We start from the raw sequence: 19,395 nt of genomic DNA on the forward strand, positions 1-19,395 counted from the left end.
TCCCAACCCTTATTTTAAGGGTGAGACCTGTCCGGGGAATTCGGGGGCCGTTTCACTCGCCCCTCGGCGCTTTCTTGCACTTCACCGAGAAATTCCACCTCGACCTGGATCGGGTTCTCCTCGGACTCGCTCCAGGCCGGCTCGACGGCATGCAGCTTGTAGACCAGCGCGACGATGCGGCTCGAGCCCAGGTTGATGGAGACCATCCGGCCGATGGCCCAGGCATCACTCGCCAGCCAGTTTCCCGTCGAGACCGCGCTGAGAATCGTGGCACGCGAGCCGTCGCAGGCGATGACGCGACCGAGCGCCCGTTCGGGCGGCTGCTGGCTGTCACGCCGGTCCGGCTGGATGTCGGTTTGGAAGGCCGCGTTTTTCAGTGGAAGCTGCATCGATCTGCGCAAACCCTGCTCTGTCGGAAGTCGACATTACGGAGTTCCGGTTACGATTACCTTCACGAAGAGCGCTTATTCCGCTTCATCGAATCGTAATGGTTCCGCCACTCGCCAGACCGATCACAATTCGTGAGCCCGGCATCACAATCCCTGCATTGAGCCGATGCGCTGCTTTCGTCTAAGCAGGACTTAAAGAACACAAGGGGAGTGCATCATGGCCGATCGGCTGCGTCTTGGCGTCAATATCGACCATGTCGCCACGGTGCGAAACGCGCGCGGCGGCACCCTGCCCGATCCGGTCCGGGCCGCCCATCTCGCCATCGCCGCCGGCGCCGACGGCATCACCGCCCATCTGCGCGAGGACCGGCGCCATATCCGCGATGTCGACGTGGAGCGCCTTGCCACCGAACTGACCCGGCCGCTTAATTTCGAGATGGGCGCGACCGAAGAAATGATCGCGCTGGCGGAGCGGCTAAAGCCGCATGCGGCCTGCCTCGTGCCGGAGAAGCGCGAGGAGCGCACGACCGAAGGCGGCCTCGACGTCGTCGGGCAGGAAGCCCATCTGACTCCCGTGATCGCCCGGCTGAGGGCGGCCGGCTGCCGCGTCTCGCTGTTCATCGAGCCGGACGAGGCGCCGATCGCGATGGCGGCGAAGCTCGGCGCGCCGGTCATCGAACTGCATACCGGAAGCTGGTGCCACGCCGTCATCGATGGCGAGGCGGCCAAGGCGGAGGCGGAGTTCCAGCGGCTGGCGAACGGCGCCGCGCTCGGGGCGAAGCTCGGTCTCGAAGTCCATGCCGGGCACGGACTCGACTATGATACCGCGCGCACGCTCGCCCGCGTCCCGGCCTTCGTCGAGTTCAATATCGGCCATTTCCTGATCGGCGAAGCGATCTTCATCGGCCTCGAAGAAGCGATCCGCCGGATGCGGCAGGCTATGGATGAAGGCCGCGCCGGCCGCTGAACGTCCGGCCGCGGCCCTTCCCCATCCCAAGGCGGTTCCTGTCCGACCAAAACCGCGCTACATCGCGGGCATGATACTCGGTATCGGCTCCGATCTCTGCGATATCCGCCGCATCGAGCGCTCGCTCGAGCGCTTCGGCGAGCGCTTCACCCAGCGCGTCTTCACCGAAGGCGAGCGGGCGAAGTCCGACCGTCGCGCGACCCGCGCCGCTTCTTACGCCCGCCGCTTCGCCGCCAAGGAAGCCTGCTCGAAAGCGCTGGGCACCGGCATGAGCCTCGGCGTGTTCTGGCGCGACATGGAGGTCGTCAACCTGCCGGGCGGGCGCCCGACGATGCGATTGACCGGTGGCGCGGCGGAGCGCCTGAAGGCCATGACCCCACCGGGCTATGAGGCTTTCGTCCATGTCTCGCTGACGGACGACCCGCCTCTGGCGCAGGCCTTCGTGGTGATCGAGGCACGGCCAGTCCCCTGAACCGCCCTCTCTTCAAGCAGAAGCCGCCGCCTTTCCGGAGCACCGCTTGGGATGCACCGGAACGACGGCGGCTTTCGAGACGCTACCGGTTAAGCCCGCCGATCAGCGGCCGGTGACCTGGCCTTCCGGCTCGTCGCCCAGCCAGCGATAGATCACGCCGCCGAGCACGCCACCGATCAGCGGGGCGACCCAGAACAGCCAGAGTTGCTGGAGAGCCCAGCCGCCGACGAAGAGCGCCGGGCCGGTGCTGCGGGCCGGGTTCACAGAGGTGTTCGTCACCGGAATGCTGACGAGATGGATCAGGCAGAGCCCGAGGCCGATCGCAAGCGGCGCGAAGCCGGCGGGCGCCTTGCCATGGGTCGCGCCCATGATGATGAAGAGGAACATCATGGTCATCACGACCTCCATGAGGAAGGCCGAGACGAGATTGTACTTGCCGGGCGAATGCTCGGCATAGCCGTTCGAGGCGAAGCCGCCGGCGAGGTCGAAGCCCGGCGCGCCGCGCGCGATGAGGTAGAGGACGCCGGCCGCGACGATGGCGCCGACGACTTGCGCAACGATATACGGAACGACCTGACCCGCCGGGAAGCGCCCGCCGGCCGCAAGGCCGACCGTCACTGCCGGGTTGAGATGGCAGCCGGAGATATGGCCGATCGCATAGGCCATCGTCACGACGGTCAGGCCGAAGGCCAGCGATACGCCGAGCAACCCGATACCGACATTCGGAAATCCCGCGGCGATGACCGCGCTGCCGCAACCCGCAAAAGTCAACCAGAACGTGCCAATGGCTTCGGCGGCCAATTTCTTCGTGCTCATGAGTGTTTCCCCCAGTGTCGCGCGACTGTGATGCTGTTGGCGAAAATGAAGGCAGTCAATCTGCCACACGGGTGTAAACTACCCCAATCTTGCCATTTCCCCGCGTTGGATTTGCGTTTGACATCCTTTCGCCATCCACTGGCGCCCTTCCCTCTTGCCGCTCTTGCGCGTTGTCGCAGGCGCGATAGTCGGCTAGACCGCGCGCTGGACTGCAGCCTCAGGAGCGCCCGCGTGGCCAACGACGTCGACAGCAAAAGCAAGGCGGCCAAGGATGAAGGCGGCGTTCTCGAGACGATCAAGGTCGTCGTCCAGGCGCTGCTCATCGCGCTCGTCATCCGCACCCTGCTGTTCCAGCCGTTCAACATCCCCTCGGGTTCGCTGATCCCGACGCTGCTGATCGGCGACTATCTGTTCGTGTCGAAATACACCTACGGCTATTCCAAGCACTCGGTCCCGTTCAGCCCGCCGCTGTTCTCGGGGAGGGTCTGGGCGTCCGAGCCCAAGCGCGGCGACATCGCCGTATTCAAGCTGCCGAGCGACAACTCGACCGATTACATCAAGCGCGTCATCGGCCTGCCGGGCGACCGCATCCAGATGATCGACGGCATCTTGCACATCAACAACCAGCCGGTGAAGCGCGAGCGCATCGCCGACTATGTGACCGCCGACAACTGGGGCCGCAGCGTGCCCACGATCCAGTATCGCGAGACGCTGCCCAACGGCGTCAGCCACCAGATCATCGAGCGCGAGGGCGATACCGGCACCTTCGACAACACGCAGGTCTTCATCGTGCCGCCCGGCCATTTCTTCATGATGGGCGACAACCGCGACAACTCGCTCGACTCGCGTGACCGCAGCGTCGGCCCCGTGCCGTTCGAGAATTTCGTCGGGCGGGCCGAAATCATCTTCTTCTCGATCGAGGACGGCGCCTCTGCCTGGAAGATCTGGGAATGGCCCTACACGGTTCGCTGGAACCGTCTGTTCAGCACCATCAAGTGAGCAAGGTGGGCGACGGCGGGCGCAAGGCCCCGGATACGGCGCGGCTCGAAGCCGCGCTCGGGCACCGCTTCGCGGACCAGAGCCTGCTCGCCACGGCGCTCACCCATATGAGCGCCGAAGGTTCACGGCTGGCGAGCTATCAGCGCCTCGAATTCCTCGGCGACCGCGTGCTCGGCCTGTCGGTCGCCGACCTGCTGTTCCGGCAGTTCCCGCAGTCGGAGGAAGGCAATCTCTCGCGCCGGCTCGCCGACCTCGTCCGCAAGGAGACCTGCGCCGAGGTCGCGCAAAGCTGGAATCTCGGCCAGTTCATGCGGCTCGGCGAAGGTGAAATCCTCGGCGGCGCCCGCAAGAACAAGGCGATCCTGGCCGATGCCTGCGAGGCCATCATCGGCGCGGTCTTCATCGATGGCGGCTACGAGGCGGCGCGTGCGCTGGTCGAGCGCGCCTTCGGCGAGCGCATGCTGAAGCCGGTCCGCCCTTTACGCGACGCCAAGACGGCGCTGCAGGAATGGGCGCAAGGCAAGGGCTACCCGACGCCGACCTATAGCGAGCGCGGCCGCTCCGGCCCCGACCACGCGCCGGTCTTCGTCGTAGCCGCCAAGATCATCGGGCTCGCCGACGCCGAGGCGCGCGGCCCTTCGAAGCGGCTGGCCGAGCAGGCCGCCGCCGAAACCTTCCTGAGGCGCGAGGGCCTATGGAACGACAACCCGGAAAGTGACAATGTCTGAAACCGATCAAGCCACGCGCTGCGGCTTCGTCGCACTGATCGGCGCGCCGAATGCCGGCAAGTCGACGCTGCTGAACCAGCTCGTCGGCGCCAAGATCTCGATCGTCTCGCGCAAGGTGCAGACGACGCGCACGCAGGTGCGCGGCATCGCGCTCTCCGGCACGGCGCAGATCATCTTCGTCGACACGCCCGGCATCTTCGCGCCCAAGCGCCGGCTCGACCGCGCCATGGTAACGAGCGCCTGGGGCGGCGCCACCGATGCCGACCTGATCGGCGTGCTGATCGACGTCGCGCGCTTCGACCATGAGGAGAACACGGCGCTGTTCGAGCGGCTTGCCGAGCTGAAGCAGCCGAAATTCCTGATCCTCAACAAGATCGACACGGTGCCGAAGGATAAGCTGCTCGAAATCACCGCCAAGGTGAACGAGCGCGGCAGCTTCGAGACGACCTTCATGGTCGCGGCGCTGACCGGCTACGGCGTCAAGGACATCCTGGCCTGGCTGGAGAAGCGCCTGCCGCTCGGGCCCTGGCTCTATCCGGAGGACCAGATCTCGGACGCACCGCTGCGTTTCCTCGCCGCCGAGATCACCCGCGAGAAGATGTTCGAGCGGCTGCATGACGAACTGCCCTACCGCTCCACCGTCGAGACCGAGAGCTGGCAGCAGAAGCCGGACGGCTCCGTGCGCATCGAGCAGACGATCTATGTCGAGCGCGAGGGCCAGCGGAAGATCGTGCTCGGCGAAGGCGGGCAGACGATCAAGGCGATCGGCCAGAAGGCGCGCGTCGAGATCGCCGAGGCGGCCGAGGCCAAGGTCCATCTCTTCCTGTTCGTGAAGGTGCGCGAGAACTGGAGCGACGATCCGGAGCGCTACCGCGAGATGGGGCTGGAATTCCCCAAGGGCAAAGCCTGAGCGACGCAGCAAACGTGATGCGTAGCGAGAAGGACAAGATGCTGGCCGGCGAACTCTACCGCGCCGACAGCCCTGAGCTCATCGCCGACAATCGCCGCATCAGCGCCTGGATGGAGCGTTTCAACGCCACGGTTGCGACGCCTGAAGCGCGGCTGCCGCTGATGCAGGAGGCCTTCGGCCATGTCGGGCGCGACGTCGTCATCCGCCCGCCCTTCCATTGCGACTACGGCTACAATATCAGCCTGGGCGACGGCGTTTTCCTGAACTTCAACTGCATCATCCTCGACGTCGTCGCTGTCACGATCGGCGACGGCACGCAGATCGGCCCGGGTGTGCAAATCCTGACCGCCGACCATCCCCGCGATCCGACCCAGCGCCGGCAGATGCTGGAATTCGGGCGTCCGGTCAGCATCGGGCGCAATGTCTGGATCGGCGGCGGCGCGATCATTCTGCCCGGCATCACGATCGGCGACGACGCCATCATCGGCGCGGGCAGCGTGGTTACGCGCGACGTGCCGGCCGGCGCCACGGCAGTCGGCAACCCGGCGCGCCTGCGACCCTGACGTAACAGAAAATTGAGCTGCGTCAGTGTGCCACGGACAGCCCTTGCAACTTGTCAAATTTCAGTCATGAAACGACATCGTTAGAACGCGTTTTGCGTCCATTTTATTGCCTTAAGATATTTCAGCAGGAGTGATTGCCATGAGCGCCACACCGCGCATCGCACTTTTCATCGATGGCGCCAATCTCTACGCCACATCGAAGCAGCTCGGCTTCGACATGGACTACCGGCGCCTGCTGCGGGAATTCCAGGGGCGCGGCAACCTGATCCGCGCCTTCTATTTCACCACGCTGGTCGAGAGTGAGGAGTATTCCTCGATCCGGCCGCTGGTCGACTGGCTGGATTACAACGGCTACCGGGTGATCACGAAGGCGGCGAAGGAGTTCACCGACGCCACCGGCCGGCGCCGGATCAAGGGCAATATGGATATCGAGCTGGCGATCGAGATGCTGGAGCTCGCGCCGCATCTCGACCAGATCTACCTGTTCTCCGGCGACGGCGATTTCCGGCCGCTGGTCGAGGCGGTGCAGCGCAAGGGCGTCAAGGTCTCGGTGGTCTCGACGATCTCGACCAACCCGCCGATGGTCTCGGACGAGTTGCGCCGTCAATGCGACGAGTTCGTCGACCTCGCCCAGCTCATGCAGAAGATCGGCCGCGACCCGGCCGAGCGGGCGAGCCGGAGCGCAGGGCCCGCCGGTGGAACGCCGATCACGCCTGGCAATCCGTCGCTGGAACGCCGCTACGGCATCCGCCAGGGCGACGAGCCGGCCGAGGGGTGAGCGAAACGTCGCTTCAGCACAGCGCGGGAACGGTGTTCAGCCGCCCGTCTTCAGCAACCGCTGCTTGTCGCGGTTCCAGTCGCGCTCTTTCTCGGTCTCGCGCTTGTCGTGGAGCTTCTTGCCCTTGCCGAGGCCGAGCTCAACCTTCGCCCTGCCCCTGTCGTTGAAGTAGACCTTGAGCGGTATCAGGGCCATGCCCTCGCGCTGGACCGCGCCCATCAGCTTGTTGATCTCCCGCCTGTGAAGCAGGAGCTTCCGCGGCCGGCGGACCTCGTGATTGAAGCGGTTCGCCTCAAGATATTCCGGAATATGGGCGTTGAACAGAAAGAGCTCCGTCCCCATCGGGCCGGCATAGCTCTCTCCGATCGTCGCCTTGCCGCCGCGCAGCGATTTGATCTCGGTTCCTTGCAAGGCGATGCCCGCCTCCACGGTTTCCTTGATCTCGTAGTTGAAGCGCGCTTTGCGGTTATCGGCCGCGAGACGATAGCGCTCCGGATCGGGTTTCTTCATGCCGTTCCGCTGAATCCATGCTGCTCGACCGGCCCTGCCAGAGTTTGAGAATCCGATTCGGAACCGGCGCCCAAGCCTCTGAAACCACTGGTCTTGTCATTCTTCCGCTTACCCCGGCGGGGCAAGCGGATGACCGCGCTATCCGGCGCGGCCATCCATCCTATTTAGGCATTCAACAGCCCGGCGAAAACCATGGCCTCGCGAATGACCTTGCCCGTCGCCGGGGTGACCGGCATCAGCGGCAGGCGAACCTCCTCCTCGATGCGGCCGAGCAGCGCGAGGCCATGCTTGGCGCCGGCGAGGCCGGGCTCCTTGAAGATGGCGTCATGGAGCGGCACCAGCCGGTCCTGCACCTTCAGCGCGCCGGCATAGTCGCCCTTCTGGACGGCTTCCATCAGGTCGGCGCAGAGGCGCGGCGCGACATTGGCGACGACCGAGATGCAGCCATGGCCACCGGCCGCCATATAGGCGAGCGCGGTCATGTCTTCGCCGGAGAGCTGGATGAAATCCGGCCCCATGGCGTGGCGCTGCTGCGAGACGCGGGCGAGGTTGGCGGTGGCATCCTTCACGCCGGCGATGTTCTTCAGCTCATAGAGCCGCGTCATCGTCTCGACCGACATGTCCACCACCGAGCGCGGCGGGATGTTGTAGATGATGATCGGAATGCCGACCGCATCGTTCACCGCCTTGAAGTGCTGGTACATGCCCTCCTGGGTCGGCTTGTTGTAATAGGGCGTGACCACGAGCACGGCATCGGCGCCGGCCTTCTCGGCATGGACGGCGAGGTCGATCGCCTCGATCGTGTTGTTCGAGCCGGCGCCGGCGATCACCGGGACACGGCCCTTGTTCTGGTCGATGACGATCTCGACGACGCGCTTGTGCTCGTCATGGGAGAGCGTCGGGCTCTCGCCGGTGGTGCCGACAGGCACGAGCCCGTTCGAGCCGTTCTCGATCTGCCATTCGACCAGCGCGCGCAGCGCCTGCTCATCGACCTTGCCGGATTTGAACGGCGTGACCAGAGCGGGCATCGAGCCGGTAAAGGCAATGTGCTTGGTCATGGGACGATCCTGGGACGAAAACGCGGGTTACGGGGCCGCCACACATAAACCGTCGTCTCGCCAAGGCAAAGCCGGCAAGTCATGAAAATGCGTGGCCTCATAGTTAAGCCTTCATCAACGGCCTTCCTCGACCATCCGTCGATGACCATCCGAGCCTGGAGTTCCGCCATGGCCTCGCCTGCGGCCGCGAGGAGACTGATCTGCCTGCTGCTGCCCGTCCTGCTCTCGGCGTCTTCGACGCGGGCGGGCGATGACGGCATGCTCGCGACCCAACGCAAGCTCGCCATGCTCGGCGATGTCGAGGCCACGGGCGCGCTGCCCTATCCGGCCAACGCACTGCGAGGCGAGGACGCCATCAATGTCGAGGCCGTTAAGGCGGCCGTCGCCGCCTATCGCCGCGGCGCGCTCACGGAGGGCGACGACCTCGCGGCGCGGCTCGACGACCGCTCCGTGCGATCGCTGCTCGAATGGGTCGCGATCCATGCCAATGCCGGGGCCGTTTCCTTCCTGCGGATCGACGCCTTCCTGCGCGAGCACCCGAACTATCCGGCCACGACCCGCTTTCGACGCCGCGCCGAAGAGGCACTGATTGCCGAGAAGAAGAGCCCGGCCATCGTGCGCGCCTTCTTCCATGGCCAGCAGCCGGTCTCTCCGGCCGGGCGGATCGCTCTCGCGATCGCGCTCAAGGAGGAGGGCAAGGTTGAGGAGGCCAACACCCTCATCCGCCAGAGCTGGCGCAAGGACCCGTTCGGGCAGGCACTCGAAAAGATCGCGCTCGGCGCCTTCGAGACGGTTCTTACCAAGGACGATCACCGCCTGCGCGCCGAGCGCTTCCTGTTCCGCGAGAATGGCGAGGCGGCCCTGCGCAACGCGGCCCGCGTCTCGGCTGATTACGTCGTGCTGGCCAAGGCGCGGCTCGCCAGCGCCAAGGCGCGCCGACCGATCTCCGAGAAGCTGATTGCGGCGGTGCCGGCCTCGCTGCGCGGCGATATCTCCTTCGCCTTCCTGCAAGCCCAGCAGGCGCGCCGCGGCGACAAGCTCGACGATGCCGTGAAGGCGCTGACCGCGATCCCGCGCGACCCCGCCCTGCTTGGCGACGGCGATGGCTGGTGGGAGGAGAGGCGCATCATCGCGCGCAAGCTCCTCGATGCCGGTCAGCCGCAGAAGGCCTACGAGGTCTCGTCAGGCCACGGAGCCGAGGACGCGGCCGAGCGGATCGAAGCCGAGTGGCATGCCGGCTTCGTCGCGCTGCGCTTCCTCAAGAAACCGGATGTGGCTCTGAAGCATTTCGAGACGGCTGCCGGCATCGCCGAGACGCCGATCTCGGTCGCGCGTGCCGCCTATTGGCAGGCGCGCGCCTATGAGGATCTCGACAAGACCGACGAGGCCAAGGCCGCCTTCGGCAAGGCTGCGGAACAGCCGATCGCCTATTACGGGCAATTGGCGCGGGCGAAGCTCGGCTTCTCCGATCTGCCGCTGCGACGTACCGGCGCCGCCGGTCTCGAAACGTTGCCGGGTCATCGGGCCGTGCGCCTGCTCTACCGCATCGGCGAGCGCGATCTCGCCACGCTGATGTTGAACGATCTGGCACAGCGCCTGCACACGACCGAGGCGCTGGAGGCGATCGCCGCGATCGCCCGGCGCGAAACGGATGCGCGCGCGCAGGTCGGCATCGGCAAGGCTGCGCTGCAACGCGGCTTCCCGCTCGACATGGCCGCCTATCCGGTCAACGGCATTCCCGATTTCGACGTGCTCGGCGACCCGATGGAACGCGCCATCGTTCATGCCATCGCCCGGCAGGAGAGCGCCTTCGACCCGACCGCGATGTCCGGCGCCGGGGCGCGCGGGCTGATGCAGATGATGCCGGCAACCGCCCGCGAGACGGCAAGGCGCGCCAGCCTGCCCTTCGATTGGGACAAGCTCGGAAAGGACCCGCTCTATGCGGCGCGGATGGGCGCGGCCCATCTCAACGACCTGCTCAAGGAATGGCGTGGCTCCTATATCCTGACCTTCGCAGCCTATAATGCCGGCTCGCCCAATGTGAAGAAATGGATCGCTATCTATGGCGACCCGCGCGATCCGGAGGTCGATGCCGTCGACTGGGTCGAGCGCATCCCCTTCTCCGAGACGCGCAACTACGTCCAGCGCGTGATGGAGAACCTGCAGGTCTATCGCGAGCGCCTGAACCAGCGCACGGCCTATCTGATCGATTACGACCTGAAGCGCGGCGGCAAGCGGGACTGAGGGCTCTCTAACCACCCTTGTCATTCCGGGGCTTCGCGAAGCGAAGAACCCGGAACCCACGACCGGGTGAGCCCTCGACATCTCGACATAGGATGCTTCACCCGGTCGTGGGTTCCGGGTTCGCGCCTGCGGCACGCCCCGGAATGACAACCGTTGCTGCTTCCTAATCCCCCGCAACGACCTTCCCTGCCGATTGCATTGTTTGAAATTTTCAAGCACCTCCGCAAAGCAGCGGAGGAATTTCGATGCTGCAGGACATTGCCGATTTCGCGCCCACGCTTGAGGCCTGGCGCCGCGACCTTCACGCCCATCCCGAGATCGCCTTCCAGGAATTCCGGACCTCGGATTTCGTCGCGAAGATGCTCGCCTCCTTCGGCATCGAGGTGCATCGCGGGCTCGGCGGCACCGGGCTTGTCGGCGTCATCAAGGGCGCGGCGGAAGGGCCGACCATCGGCCTGCGCGCCGATATGGACGCGCTGCCGATGGAGGAGGATACCGGGCTCGACTATCGCTCGACCACGAAGAACCAATTCCATGGCTGCGGTCATGACGGGCACACCGTGATGCTGCTGGCCGCGGCGCGCCATCTCGCCGCCAACCCGCCCAAGCGCGGCAAGGTCCATCTGATTTTCCAGCCGGCCGAGGAGATCGGCCAGGGCGCCGAGCGCATGATCGCCGACGGGCTGTTCGAGCGCTTCCCCTGTTCCGAGGTCTATGCGCTCCACACCATCCCGCTCTACGAGGAAGGCACTGCCGCGGTGCGCCCGGGCCCGACGCTGAGTGGCACGACCGTGTTCGAGATCACGATCAAGGGCAAGGGCGGCCATGGCGCGGCGCCCCATACCACCAATGATCCGCTGCAGGTCGCGGCGCGGCTGGCGATCGAAATCTCGTCCGTCGTCGGTCGCCATGTCGACCCGATGCAGCCCGCGGTGATCAGCCTCGGCAGGCTCGTTGCCGGCACGGCCTCCAACATCATCCCCGACTCTGCCGAGCTCAGCGGCACGATCCGCACCTACAATGCCGAGACGGAAGCCCGCATTATCGACAAGCTCGATGCGGCCTGCCGGGGTATGGCGCTGATGTCGGGCTGCACGATCACCTGCGAGAAGAAGGCGAGCTGCCCGCCCTGCCTCAACGACCCGCGCGCCGCCGCGGCGGCTGCGGCTGCTGCCGGCACCGTGCTCGGCGAAGCCAATGTGCAGACCGATCTCACGGCCCTGCCCTTCTCCGACGATTTCGCGCTGATGCTGCGGCAATGGCCGGGCGCCTATATCTTCCTCGGCCAGCCGGGCGCGATGTGCCACCACCCGACCTTCGATTTCGACGACCGCCTGCTGCCGGTCGGCGCCAGCATCCTGTGCCGCCTCGTCGAGCGCCAGACCGGAGCCAACGCATGACCGCCGCCGCGATCCCGAGCGCCCAGCCGCGCTCCTCCGCTATGGTCCGCCGCGCCGTCATCTCCTCGGTGATCGGCAATGGCCTCGAATGGTACGACTTCCTCGTCTACGGCTTCTTCGCCACGGTGATCGCGCAGGTCTTTTTCCCGACCTCCGACCCGCTGGTCTCGGCGCGGCTGACGGCGGCGACCTTCGCGATCTCCTTCCTCGTCCGGCCGGTCGGCGGCGTGCTGCTCTCGACCTATGCCGACCGCTTCGGCCGCAAGCCGATCCTGACGGTAATGATCCTGATCATGGGTTTCTCGACCGTGCTGATCGGGCTGACGCCGAGCTATGCGACGATCGGCATCCTCGCGCCGATCCTCGTCATCCTCGCCCGCATCCTGCAAGGCATCTCGGTCGGCGCTGAATTCGCCTCGGCCACCGCCATGCTGGTCGAATATGCCCCGCCCGGCCGCAAGATGATGTTCGGCAGCTTCCAGATGTGCTCGCAGGCGCTCGCGCTCGCGCTCGCCGCCTTCTCCGGCTACGCGCTGGCGACGCTGCTGACGCCTGCGGACCTGCAGAATTGGGGCTGGCGCATTCCCTTCCTGCTCGGCTCGCTGATCACGCCGCTCGGCTTCTATATCCGCCGCTTCGTCGACGAATCTCCGGAGTACGAGAAGGATACGAAGCAGAGCACCGGCCAGACACCGTTCCGCACCGTGCTGGCCGAGCACCGCAACGCGCTGCTGCGCTGCTTCGGCATCATGATCCCCGGCACAGCCTCGAACTATGTCTGGTTCATCTTCCTGCCCGGCTATGTCATCCGCCAGCTCAAGCTGCCCTTCACCAGCGCCATGCTGAGTTCGCTGATCGGCGGAATCCTGCTCTTCATCTTCGTGCCGATCATGGGCCATCTCGCCGATCGCTGGAGCGCCTTCCGCGTCTGGCTTCTGGGCATGCTGAGCTTCGCGCTGCTCTCCTATCCGCTGTTGGCCTATGTCGTAGCGAGCCCGAGCTTCGAGCGCCTGCTGATCGCGCAAGCGATCTGCGCGCTCTCGATCGCCGCGATCTGGGCACCGACGCCGGGCCTGCTCGCCGGCATGTTCCCGACGCAGGTGCGCTCGACCGGCATGTCGATCGCTTACAATGTCGTGGTGCTGCTGTTCGGCGGGCTCGCGCCCTTCACGCTGACCTGGCTGGTGGCGAAGACGGGATCGGACATGGTTCCGTCCTATTATCTCCTCGCCTGCACGGCATTGTCGCTCCTCGTGCTGGGCCTGGCGCACCGAACGCGCACGCAAGGCTGAGCAAGGGAGCACGATGGCCCGCGACCCGTTCCTGACTTTCCGGCTCGACCAGTTGAGCCAGACCGCGATGGCGAAGGCCTCGCAGGTCTACAAGGAACGGCTCGGCCTCAATATCCGCGAGTTGCGGGTGCTGCGTGGCATCGGCGACCAGCCCGGCCTGTCGTCCCGGAGCCTGTCGGAGGCGACCTTCATCGAGCAGACGCTGGTCTCCAAGCACCTGCGCAAGCTGGTCGATGCAGGATTGGTCCAGCGCGCCCTGGAAAGCGCCGACGCGCGACGCGTCGCGCTGCATCTGACGACGCAGGGCCAAGCCATCCGCGAGACGGCCGACCGGCTCGGCGAGGAGATGGAGCAAGACTTTCTCTCGGTTCTGACGCCGGAAGAGCTCGTTCAGTTCAATCACTGCCTCGCCAAGCTGCGCGGCTGGGGCGCCTCCTGAACCGAAAGCCGGCTTTCGCGAGCGCGGCTGCCATGGTTAGGTGCGCTCCCGCCGCAGCCGCCTCCTTTGAGTCCAGCATGACGCCCGAAACCGGTTTCACGTCCCGCTTCGTCAGCGCCAACGACGGTCTCAAGCTGCACTTGCGCGATTACGGCTCGCTCGCAGCGACCGAGCTGCCGGTTATCTGCCTGCCCGGCTTCGCCCGCACTGCTGCCGACTTCCACGAACTGGCGATCGCCCTGTCGCAGGACGAGGACAAGCCGCGCCGCGTGCTGGCGCTCGACTATCGCGGCCGAGGGCTCTCGGAATACGACAAGAACTGGAAGAACTACGACATCCGCATAGAGCTCGACGATCTCGTCCAGGTGCTCGTCGCAAGCGGCATCGAACAGGCCGTCTTCGTCGGCACCTCGCGCGGCGGCCTGCTCACCATGGCGCTGGCGGCAACGCGGCCCGCCATGATCCGCGGCGTCGTCTTCAACGATGTCGGCCCGGTGATCGATGCGCGCGGCCTGCTGCGCATCCGCGGCTATGTCGGCAAGCTGCCGGTGCCGCGCAGCTTCCAGGAAGGCGCCGAGATCCTGAAGCGGCTTTCCGACCAGCAGTTCCCGATCCTCGGCGAGGCGGAGTGGGAGATGATGGCGCGCCGCACCTGGACCGATCGCGACGGCGCGTTGAGGCCCGATTACGACGTCAGGCTGATGAAGGTCTTGGAGGAACTCGATCTCGAAGCGCCGCTGCCAGTGCTCTGGACCTATTTCGACGCGCTCAAGGCCGTGCCGATGCTGGCGATCCGCGGCGCCAACTCCGACCTTCTGGCGGAGAAGACGCTGGAGGAGATGGCGGAGCGCCATCCCGATTGCGAGGTCCATACCGCGCCCGGACAGGGCCACGCCCCGCTGCTCGGCAGCAAGGACATGATCCGGCGGATCGTCAAGCTGATCGCGCGGGCCGAGCGCCGCGCGATCTGATGCGGTTCAGGGCTTCGGGCGTTCGGCCTTGTCCTCGACGATCCCGGCGACATTGCCCTGCACCGCCGTGCCATCGTCGCGCGAGGTTTCGACCTCGCCGGCCTTGGCTCGCCTGGCGAACTCCGTCTCTGTCCCGGCCGCCAGAAGCTTGGCCTGCCCGACCCAGTCCTCACGCTCGATGCGGCCGGGAAAGGCGAGATAGCCGCCAACCCATTCGACATTCTCCGGCGTCCAGCCGGCGATCTGCTCGAAATGCCAGATGCCGAGGCCGTGAAGGCGACCCTCGTTCTGCCGGCCGATGCCCTTGACCAGCTTCAGATCGTCGGGCGTGTCGTCGCGGGCCGTGACGAGCCCGGTCGGACGCTGGCCGGGCAGCTCGGTTTCGTTCTCGACCGGCGGCAGGCGGACCGGCAATGCGGCAGCCGGCGCCGTTGGTGCAGAGGGCGACGCACCGGCCGAATGCGGGGCTCCGACGGGCGCGGCACTCGGCTGCGAGCCCTGCGAATCCCCCGGCTTCCGCACCAGACCGGCACAAGCGCACCCCGCCCAATAGGCGGCGACAAACAGCAATGCCGTCTCGACCCAGGTCGCCGGCATGCCGTTCAGGAGCTGGAGCCAGGTCGAGGCAGCACCGGCAATCCAGAGCGCGGCCAGCACGCTCCAGGCACCGCTCCAGAAACGGGCCTTGCCGCCGTCATGGCTGATCCAGCCCATGGCGAAGCCCAGGCCGAAGGCGGCGAGCAGGAACCAGACGAACTGGCTGGCGAGATAGAGCATGCCGGCCTCCTATTTCGCGACCGTGAACTGCACGCGGCGGTTCATCGCCCGGGCCTCCGGCGCCTCATGCGGCACGAGCGGGCGGGTGCTGCCATAGCCCTTGACCGCAAGCTGACCGGGTTCGATGCCGCGCCGCGCCAGTTCATCGCGCACGCGCAAGGCCCGGCGCAGCGACAGGTCCATATTGTCGAAGCCGCGCCGCTCGCCGTCGCGATTGGCATGACCTTCGATCACGACCGGGGAGCCGGGGCATTTCTGCAGAATGGCCGCGGCCTCGCCGATCACGCGCTCGGTCGTGGCGTCGAGTTCGACGACCGAGGTTCCCTGACCGAACAGGACGGTATTGCGCCTGGTCAGCCCGTCGAGATCGTTCTGGCAGCTCGCCGGCGGATCGACGACGCAGCCGGTCTGCCGCAGGCTGACGGCGGCGTCGACCTTGAAGCCTTGCGGCAAGCCGGTCGCGGCACTGGTCTCGATCTCGCTCTTGATCAGGTCGCGGCAGGTCAGGCCGCGCAGCGTCACCTGATCGTTCACGACCGACGCCGAACCGAGATCGAGGCGCAGAAGATCGGCGAGCACCGCCCGTACCGTTGCGGCGAAGCCAGTGGGGGCTCCGGGGACGACGATCGTCGTGTCCTCGAAGCGATCCTTCAGCGGGGAATCGCCGACCAGTGCCCGCAGCGCTGCTTGCGTCGCCTGATCGGGCAGGTATCCGGAGAGCCTCAGGCCGGTCCGGTCCGCCGCGAGCGAGAGCCCGTAGGGCCGCACGACGACGCTGTCCGGCAGGTTGGCCAATGCCAGGCCGGCGGGAGCGTTGCGGGCGAGAAGATCGCGCAGCGCCGCCAGGCTCGCGGCGTCCGCGATCTCGCCCGCGATCGCGAAAGCCTTTTCGCGGATCGTCACGGAGCCGGTCTTGAGCTTCGAGAGGGCCTCGAGCGCAAAGACGGTCGAGGCCGGCAAGTCGAGTTCCGACCGCAAGGCCGGCTCGATGGCCATCCGGTCATCGACGGTCGCTGCGCCGAAGAGGCCGCGCGCGGCGGCGAGAATGTTCGCGCGCACAACCTCGTCCGGCAGCTTGCCGTTCAACCGGACGCCGCCATCGCTGCGAACCGCGCTCCAATCCAGAGGCACGGGCGCAACCGCGCGCGGAGTTGTCATCGGCACACCTGCAGGCGGCGTGGGGACAGGCGTTTGCGGTGGCGCAGGCGCCGGTGCGGGTTCGGGTGATGCTGCAGCGCCTTCCGGCTTCGGCGAAGCAGGCAAGACATCGTGCAGGATCAGCCCCGGCACCTCCGGAAGCGGCACCACCACCGGCACCGGCGGCGGAGCGGGCGGACATTCGATTGCAGCCTGCGCCACCGAATCCGGACCATCCATCTGGGCGACCTGCAGGCGCAAGGCCTGGCAGGCCTCGTAGGTCTCAGGCCCCTTCCCGGCCAGAGTGTAGGCGTCGCCGTTGATCTCGACCTTGCCCTGCCGCAGCCGCGCCAGATCCCCGACCGCACGCGCGATCTTCGCGAGAAAGGCCGATGGTGCGCCGAGCGCCGGCTTCATCTCGTCGCGAAGGGCAACGCTTGCGCCGAGCGCCTGCCGTGCCGCTGCCAGCACCTGCCGGCGCACGTCCTGGTCGGGATAGAACCCGCGCACGACAACCGCGCCGCCGGCCTCATGCTCGGCGCTCCAGCGATAGGGCGTCACGATTGGCGGTTCGAGATCGCATTTCACGGCGCGGAAGCCGGGGCGCTCCGCCTGGGCCAGCGCGGCTTCGAGGGCCAGGAACGCATCCGAGCTGACCGCCTTGCCCTCGATGCAGAAACGGCCATCGTCAAGGGCGATCCGCCCCGAAGCCAGTTTCGGCAGTTCGGCGAGCATCGCCACCGCCATCGCGGCAAACCCCTCAGGTGCGCCGAAGGCGACCGTCTGCCGGTCGTCGATCCGCAGACCGGGCAAGGCCGCCGATGCCACCGCCATATTGGCCGCCGCAGTGTCGAGATCCGGCACGAAGCCACCGAGCGTCACCATGTCGGGCTGGCGACTGACGAACCAGGAATAGGGCTTCTGAGCGACGACCTGCGACAGCCCGCCGAGCGTCCGGCGCACACCGAATTCGCCGTGCAGCCGGGCCATCGCCTTGCTCGCGCCGTCGGAGGACAGGACTTCGCCGCCGATGGTGACATCCCGACCATCGACCTGGGCAACGACCGGACGGGCGCCCGGCGTCGTACCGGCCACGGCCGCCACGGCCTGCTCGGCGCGCAGACCGACATCGCGCTCGATCGCGGGATCGAGCGCGAGATTCCCGGCTCCCCACAACAAGCCCAGTGGGATCAGCCCCCAGAGCCAACGCGCTGGTTGAGACATGCACCGCCCCCTGCCCCACGCCGACCCGGTGTCGGTGCGGGTATCCCCTGTCGGGATCGCTCTCGTTTTCTCAAGGACTTGTCGAGCGATCCGCAGATATCGATTCAACGGACGATCGAAGCCGCGCCCTTCTGGGATCGCGGCCGGAACGCCCCTGCCAGATCAGGCCGGGCGAGTAGGCTCCGTCAACAGCGAAGCCGGGAAACCCACATAAAAAAAAGAAGCCCCGGGTTTCCCCGGGGCTTCCTGACTAGAGATCGGAAACCGATCAGAAGTCGCGCTGGATGCGCAGACGGCCGCTCCAGGAGTCGTCCGACTTGATGGTCTTGCCGTTGATGGCGAAGGCCTTGGCGTCCGGGATACGACCACCGAACTCGGTGCGGGCGTACAGAACCTCGACGCCGATGTCGAGGCCGGAGACCGGCGACCACACCAGGTTGGCGCTGGCGACCAGCTCCTTCGGGTCGTAGGACTTGGTGGAGCCGGGGATGAAGCCAGCCGTCTGGAGAGCCGAGTACGAGACCAGGAAGTCCGAACGGATCGCCGGGGTCCAGTAGTGGCGCATGGCGGCGAGGATCGTGTAGCCGGTGTTCGACTTCAGGCGACCGAACTCGACACCATAGTTGCCGACCGGGTAGGCGGCAACGCGGCCGTGACCGGCGTTGGAACCCCAACCGATATACTCGAGAGCGCCGTCAGCGTAGGCAGCCTGCACGAACAAGGCATCGCCAGCGGCGAGCATCGGCAGGTTGATCTTCACACCAGCCTGGACAGCCCAGCCCATCTCGTCCTGCTTGGCGCCGGTGCCGAAGGTCGGAGCATACGGGTTGCTGTAGGTGCTGCGGTCACCGAAGGCACCCGACAGCGAAGCCGAACCCCAGCCCTGATCGACACGAATCTGACCGACGACGTCAGGATAGGTCATGCCAGCGTAGCCACCGGTGAAGGCGGCGGTACCGAGACGACCAGTCGTACGCGGATCTTCGAGCGAGAGCGTGGCCGTGAAGCCACCGCCGAAGGACGCGGTGTAGGCGAGCAGGTTGACCTGACGGTCAGAGGTGCGGGCGCCGTGGAAGGTGTAGTCGTTGGCGTAGAACTGGAACATCGACGCCGTACGACCGGCGGTCAACGGGCCGAGCTGGATGACGGCGTCGGTCAGACCGATCGAGTCGTCCTGGTTCACGCCGTTCAGGCCCGAGAAGCGGTTGGCAGCCGAGTTGGTGCCGCCATAACGGTACACGCCCGTGGTGGTCGTCAGGTCATAACGGATGAACGTGCGCAGCGTGCCGTAAGCGGTCTGGTTGCGGGCGTCCAGGAAGATACGGCCGCGAGCGCGGGTACCGAACGCGTCCTGACCGGCGCTCCAACGCTCACCGAAGGAATACTCAGCGCGGACACGACCACCGATGCGGAGGCAGGTGTCGGTGCCGGGCAGATAGAAGAAGTTCGCGCCGAAGGCGGAGCAGACACGAACGTATTCGACCGGAGCGGCCTTCCGCGAGGGAAGGTCGGCGGCCTGAGCCCCGGCGACCGCGGCGATGCCGGCGGCGGAACCGAGGAGGAGGCTCTTGACGAGCTTCATTTGGTAACCTCCAAAAGAGTTTCGAGACCCTCGGGCTTCAGCCTGCCCCCGCCCCAGACTCTCAGCCTGATCGCAGAACCTGCCTATTCCCGGTCTTTCGCCTGCGTCACCGACCTATTTCGGAGGCGAAGGCGAAAAA

19 protein-coding genes are annotated in these 19,395 nt (G+C 66.3%); 12 read left to right on the plus strand and 7 right to left on the minus strand.

The window, feature by feature from the left end; all coding sequences use genetic code 11:
- Window positions 1-14 precede the first annotated feature (14 nt).
- Window positions 15-389 (minus strand): hypothetical protein, encoded by a 375-nt coding sequence (locus ACODTJ_RS13585; protein ID WP_488849113.1) that lies wholly within the window; start codon window positions 387-389, stop codon window positions 15-17.
- Between the two features lie 217 nt (window positions 390-606).
- On the opposite strand from ACODTJ_RS13585, the gene ACODTJ_RS13590 reads away from it, so the two are divergent.
- Window positions 607-1,356, plus strand: coding sequence for a pyridoxine 5'-phosphate synthase (locus ACODTJ_RS13590; protein ID WP_454657470.1), 750 nt, complete (start codon window positions 607-609; stop codon window positions 1,354-1,356).
- A 70-nt stretch (window positions 1,357-1,426) separates the two neighbouring features.
- Window positions 1,427-1,828, plus strand: a complete 402-nt coding sequence (gene acpS / locus ACODTJ_RS13595) for a holo-ACP synthase (protein WP_454657471.1) — start codon at window positions 1,427-1,429, stop codon at window positions 1,826-1,828.
- A 102-nt stretch (window positions 1,829-1,930) separates the two neighbouring features.
- On the opposite strand, the gene aqpZ is transcribed toward acpS, so the two are convergent.
- Window positions 1,931-2,644 carry an aquaporin Z gene (gene aqpZ / locus ACODTJ_RS13600; RefSeq protein ID WP_454657472.1) on the minus strand — a complete coding sequence of 238 codons (714 nt, stop codon included), beginning with the start codon at window positions 2,642-2,644 and terminating at the stop codon, window positions 1,931-1,933.
- A gap of 231 nt (window positions 2,645-2,875) precedes the next feature.
- On the opposite strand from aqpZ, the gene lepB reads away from it, so the two are divergent.
- The 5 genes from lepB to ACODTJ_RS13625 all read left to right on the plus strand — a co-directional run bounded on the left by lepB (window position 2,876) and on the right by ACODTJ_RS13625 (window position 6,622).
- Window positions 2,876-3,643, plus strand: a complete 768-nt coding sequence (lepB, locus tag ACODTJ_RS13605) for a signal peptidase I (RefSeq protein ID WP_454657473.1) — start codon at window positions 2,876-2,878, stop codon at window positions 3,641-3,643.
- 5 nt (window positions 3,644-3,648) lie between these two features.
- A complete protein-coding gene (rnc, locus tag ACODTJ_RS13610; RefSeq protein WP_454659013.1) occupies window positions 3,649-4,371 on the plus strand; it encodes a ribonuclease III in 723 nt (240 codons plus the stop codon).
- The gene (gene era / locus ACODTJ_RS13615; RefSeq protein WP_454657474.1) at window positions 4,364-5,281 is read left to right on the plus strand and encodes a GTPase Era; all 918 of its coding nucleotides are present in this window, start codon (window positions 4,364-4,366) and stop codon (window positions 5,279-5,281) included. The genes rnc and era overlap by 8 nt, the downstream gene beginning before the upstream one ends.
- 17 nt (window positions 5,282-5,298) lie before the next feature.
- Window positions 5,299-5,844 (plus strand): sugar O-acetyltransferase, encoded by a 546-nt coding sequence (locus tag ACODTJ_RS13620; RefSeq protein WP_454657475.1) that lies wholly within the window; start codon window positions 5,299-5,301, stop codon window positions 5,842-5,844.
- A 139-nt stretch (window positions 5,845-5,983) separates the two neighbouring features.
- Window positions 5,984-6,622 carry a LabA-like NYN domain-containing protein gene (locus tag ACODTJ_RS13625; protein ID WP_454657476.1) on the plus strand — a complete coding sequence of 213 codons (639 nt, stop codon included), beginning with the start codon at window positions 5,984-5,986 and terminating at the stop codon, window positions 6,620-6,622.
- 36 nt (window positions 6,623-6,658) lie between these two features.
- On the opposite strand, the gene smpB is transcribed toward ACODTJ_RS13625, so the two are convergent.
- On the minus strand, window positions 6,659-7,132 hold the full coding sequence (gene smpB, locus ACODTJ_RS13630; protein WP_061964114.1) for an SsrA-binding protein SmpB: 474 nt from the start codon (window positions 7,130-7,132) through the stop codon (window positions 6,659-6,661).
- Between the two features lie 164 nt (window positions 7,133-7,296).
- Entirely contained in the window at window positions 7,297-8,190 is an 894-nt protein-coding gene (gene dapA / locus ACODTJ_RS13635; RefSeq protein WP_454657477.1) for a 4-hydroxy-tetrahydrodipicolinate synthase, read from the minus strand.
- Between the two features lie 168 nt (window positions 8,191-8,358).
- On the opposite strand from dapA, the gene ACODTJ_RS13640 reads away from it, so the two are divergent.
- The 5 genes from ACODTJ_RS13640 (at window position 8,359) to ACODTJ_RS13660 (ending at window position 14,536) form a co-directional block, all read left to right on the plus strand.
- Window positions 8,359-10,434 (plus strand): lytic transglycosylase domain-containing protein, encoded by a 2,076-nt coding sequence (locus ACODTJ_RS13640; protein WP_454657478.1) that lies wholly within the window; start codon window positions 8,359-8,361, stop codon window positions 10,432-10,434.
- 245 nt (window positions 10,435-10,679) lie between these two features.
- Window positions 10,680-11,834, plus strand: a complete 1,155-nt coding sequence (locus tag ACODTJ_RS13645; RefSeq protein ID WP_454657479.1) for an amidohydrolase — start codon at window positions 10,680-10,682, stop codon at window positions 11,832-11,834.
- Entirely contained in the window at window positions 11,831-13,126 is a 1,296-nt protein-coding gene (locus ACODTJ_RS13650; RefSeq protein WP_488849117.1) for an MFS transporter, read from the plus strand. The genes ACODTJ_RS13645 and ACODTJ_RS13650 overlap by 4 nt, the downstream gene beginning before the upstream one ends.
- Window positions 13,127-13,139: 13 nt before the next feature.
- The gene (locus ACODTJ_RS13655) at window positions 13,140-13,565 is read left to right on the plus strand and encodes a MarR family winged helix-turn-helix transcriptional regulator (protein WP_298922133.1); all 426 of its coding nucleotides are present in this window, start codon (window positions 13,140-13,142) and stop codon (window positions 13,563-13,565) included.
- Between the two features lie 77 nt (window positions 13,566-13,642).
- Window positions 13,643-14,536, plus strand: a complete 894-nt coding sequence (locus ACODTJ_RS13660; RefSeq protein ID WP_454657480.1) for an alpha/beta fold hydrolase — start codon at window positions 13,643-13,645, stop codon at window positions 14,534-14,536.
- A 6-nt stretch (window positions 14,537-14,542) separates the two neighbouring features.
- On the opposite strand, the gene ACODTJ_RS13665 is transcribed toward ACODTJ_RS13660, so the two are convergent.
- From ACODTJ_RS13665 to ACODTJ_RS13675, 3 genes are all read right to left on the minus strand, one after another.
- A complete protein-coding gene (locus ACODTJ_RS13665) occupies window positions 14,543-15,313 on the minus strand; it encodes an NADH-quinone oxidoreductase subunit E (protein ID WP_454657481.1) in 771 nt (256 codons plus the stop codon).
- A 9-nt stretch (window positions 15,314-15,322) separates the two neighbouring features.
- Entirely contained in the window at window positions 15,323-17,674 is a 2,352-nt protein-coding gene (locus tag ACODTJ_RS13670; RefSeq protein ID WP_454657482.1) for an OmpA family protein, read from the minus strand.
- Window positions 17,675-17,942: 268 nt separating this feature from the next.
- Window positions 17,943-19,256, minus strand: coding sequence for a porin (locus tag ACODTJ_RS13675; RefSeq protein ID WP_454657483.1), 1,314 nt, complete (start codon window positions 19,254-19,256; stop codon window positions 17,943-17,945).
- Between the last annotated feature and the right edge of the window lie 139 nt (window positions 19,257-19,395).

The sequence above is a fragment of the Allobosea sp. FG18 genome (genome assembly GCF_057809495.1).

Bases quoted from the DNA above. Each gene is read 5' to 3' on its own strand.
- ACODTJ_RS13625 (WP_454657476.1), top strand. From the start codon at position 5,984: ATGAGCGCCACACCGCGCATCGCACTTTTCATCGATGGCGCCAATCTC.
- aqpZ (WP_454657472.1), bottom strand. From the start codon at position 2,644: ATGAGCACGAAGAAATTGGCCGCCGAAGCCATTGGCACGTTCTGGTTG.
- ACODTJ_RS13640 (WP_454657478.1), top strand. From the start codon at position 8,359: ATGGCCTCGCCTGCGGCCGCGAGGAGACTGATCTGCCTGCTGCTGCCC.
- era (WP_454657474.1), top strand. From the start codon at position 4,364: ATGTCTGAAACCGATCAAGCCACGCGCTGCGGCTTCGTCGCACTGATC.
- dapA (WP_454657477.1), bottom strand. From the start codon at position 8,190: ATGACCAAGCACATTGCCTTTACCGGCTCGATGCCCGCTCTGGTCACG.
- ACODTJ_RS13665 (WP_454657481.1), bottom strand. From the start codon at position 15,313: ATGCTCTATCTCGCCAGCCAGTTCGTCTGGTTCCTGCTCGCCGCCTTC.
- ACODTJ_RS13645 (WP_454657479.1), top strand. From the start codon at position 10,680: ATGCTGCAGGACATTGCCGATTTCGCGCCCACGCTTGAGGCCTGGCGC.
- ACODTJ_RS13655 (WP_298922133.1), top strand. From the start codon at position 13,140: ATGGCCCGCGACCCGTTCCTGACTTTCCGGCTCGACCAGTTGAGCCAG.
- ACODTJ_RS13620 (WP_454657475.1), top strand. From the start codon at position 5,299: ATGCGTAGCGAGAAGGACAAGATGCTGGCCGGCGAACTCTACCGCGCC.
- ACODTJ_RS13660 (WP_454657480.1), top strand. From the start codon at position 13,643: ATGACGCCCGAAACCGGTTTCACGTCCCGCTTCGTCAGCGCCAACGAC.
- smpB (WP_061964114.1), bottom strand. From the start codon at position 7,132: ATGAAGAAACCCGATCCGGAGCGCTATCGTCTCGCGGCCGATAACCGC.
- ACODTJ_RS13585 (WP_488849113.1), bottom strand. From the start codon at position 389: ATGCAGCTTCCACTGAAAAACGCGGCCTTCCAAACCGACATCCAGCCG.
- ACODTJ_RS13675 (WP_454657483.1), bottom strand. From the start codon at position 19,256: ATGAAGCTCGTCAAGAGCCTCCTCCTCGGTTCCGCCGCCGGCATCGCC.
- ACODTJ_RS13590 (WP_454657470.1), top strand. From the start codon at position 607: ATGGCCGATCGGCTGCGTCTTGGCGTCAATATCGACCATGTCGCCACG.
- ACODTJ_RS13670 (WP_454657482.1), bottom strand. From the start codon at position 17,674: ATGTCTCAACCAGCGCGTTGGCTCTGGGGGCTGATCCCACTGGGCTTG.
- acpS (WP_454657471.1), top strand. From the start codon at position 1,427: ATGATACTCGGTATCGGCTCCGATCTCTGCGATATCCGCCGCATCGAG.
- ACODTJ_RS13650 (WP_488849117.1), top strand. From the start codon at position 11,831: ATGACCGCCGCCGCGATCCCGAGCGCCCAGCCGCGCTCCTCCGCTATG.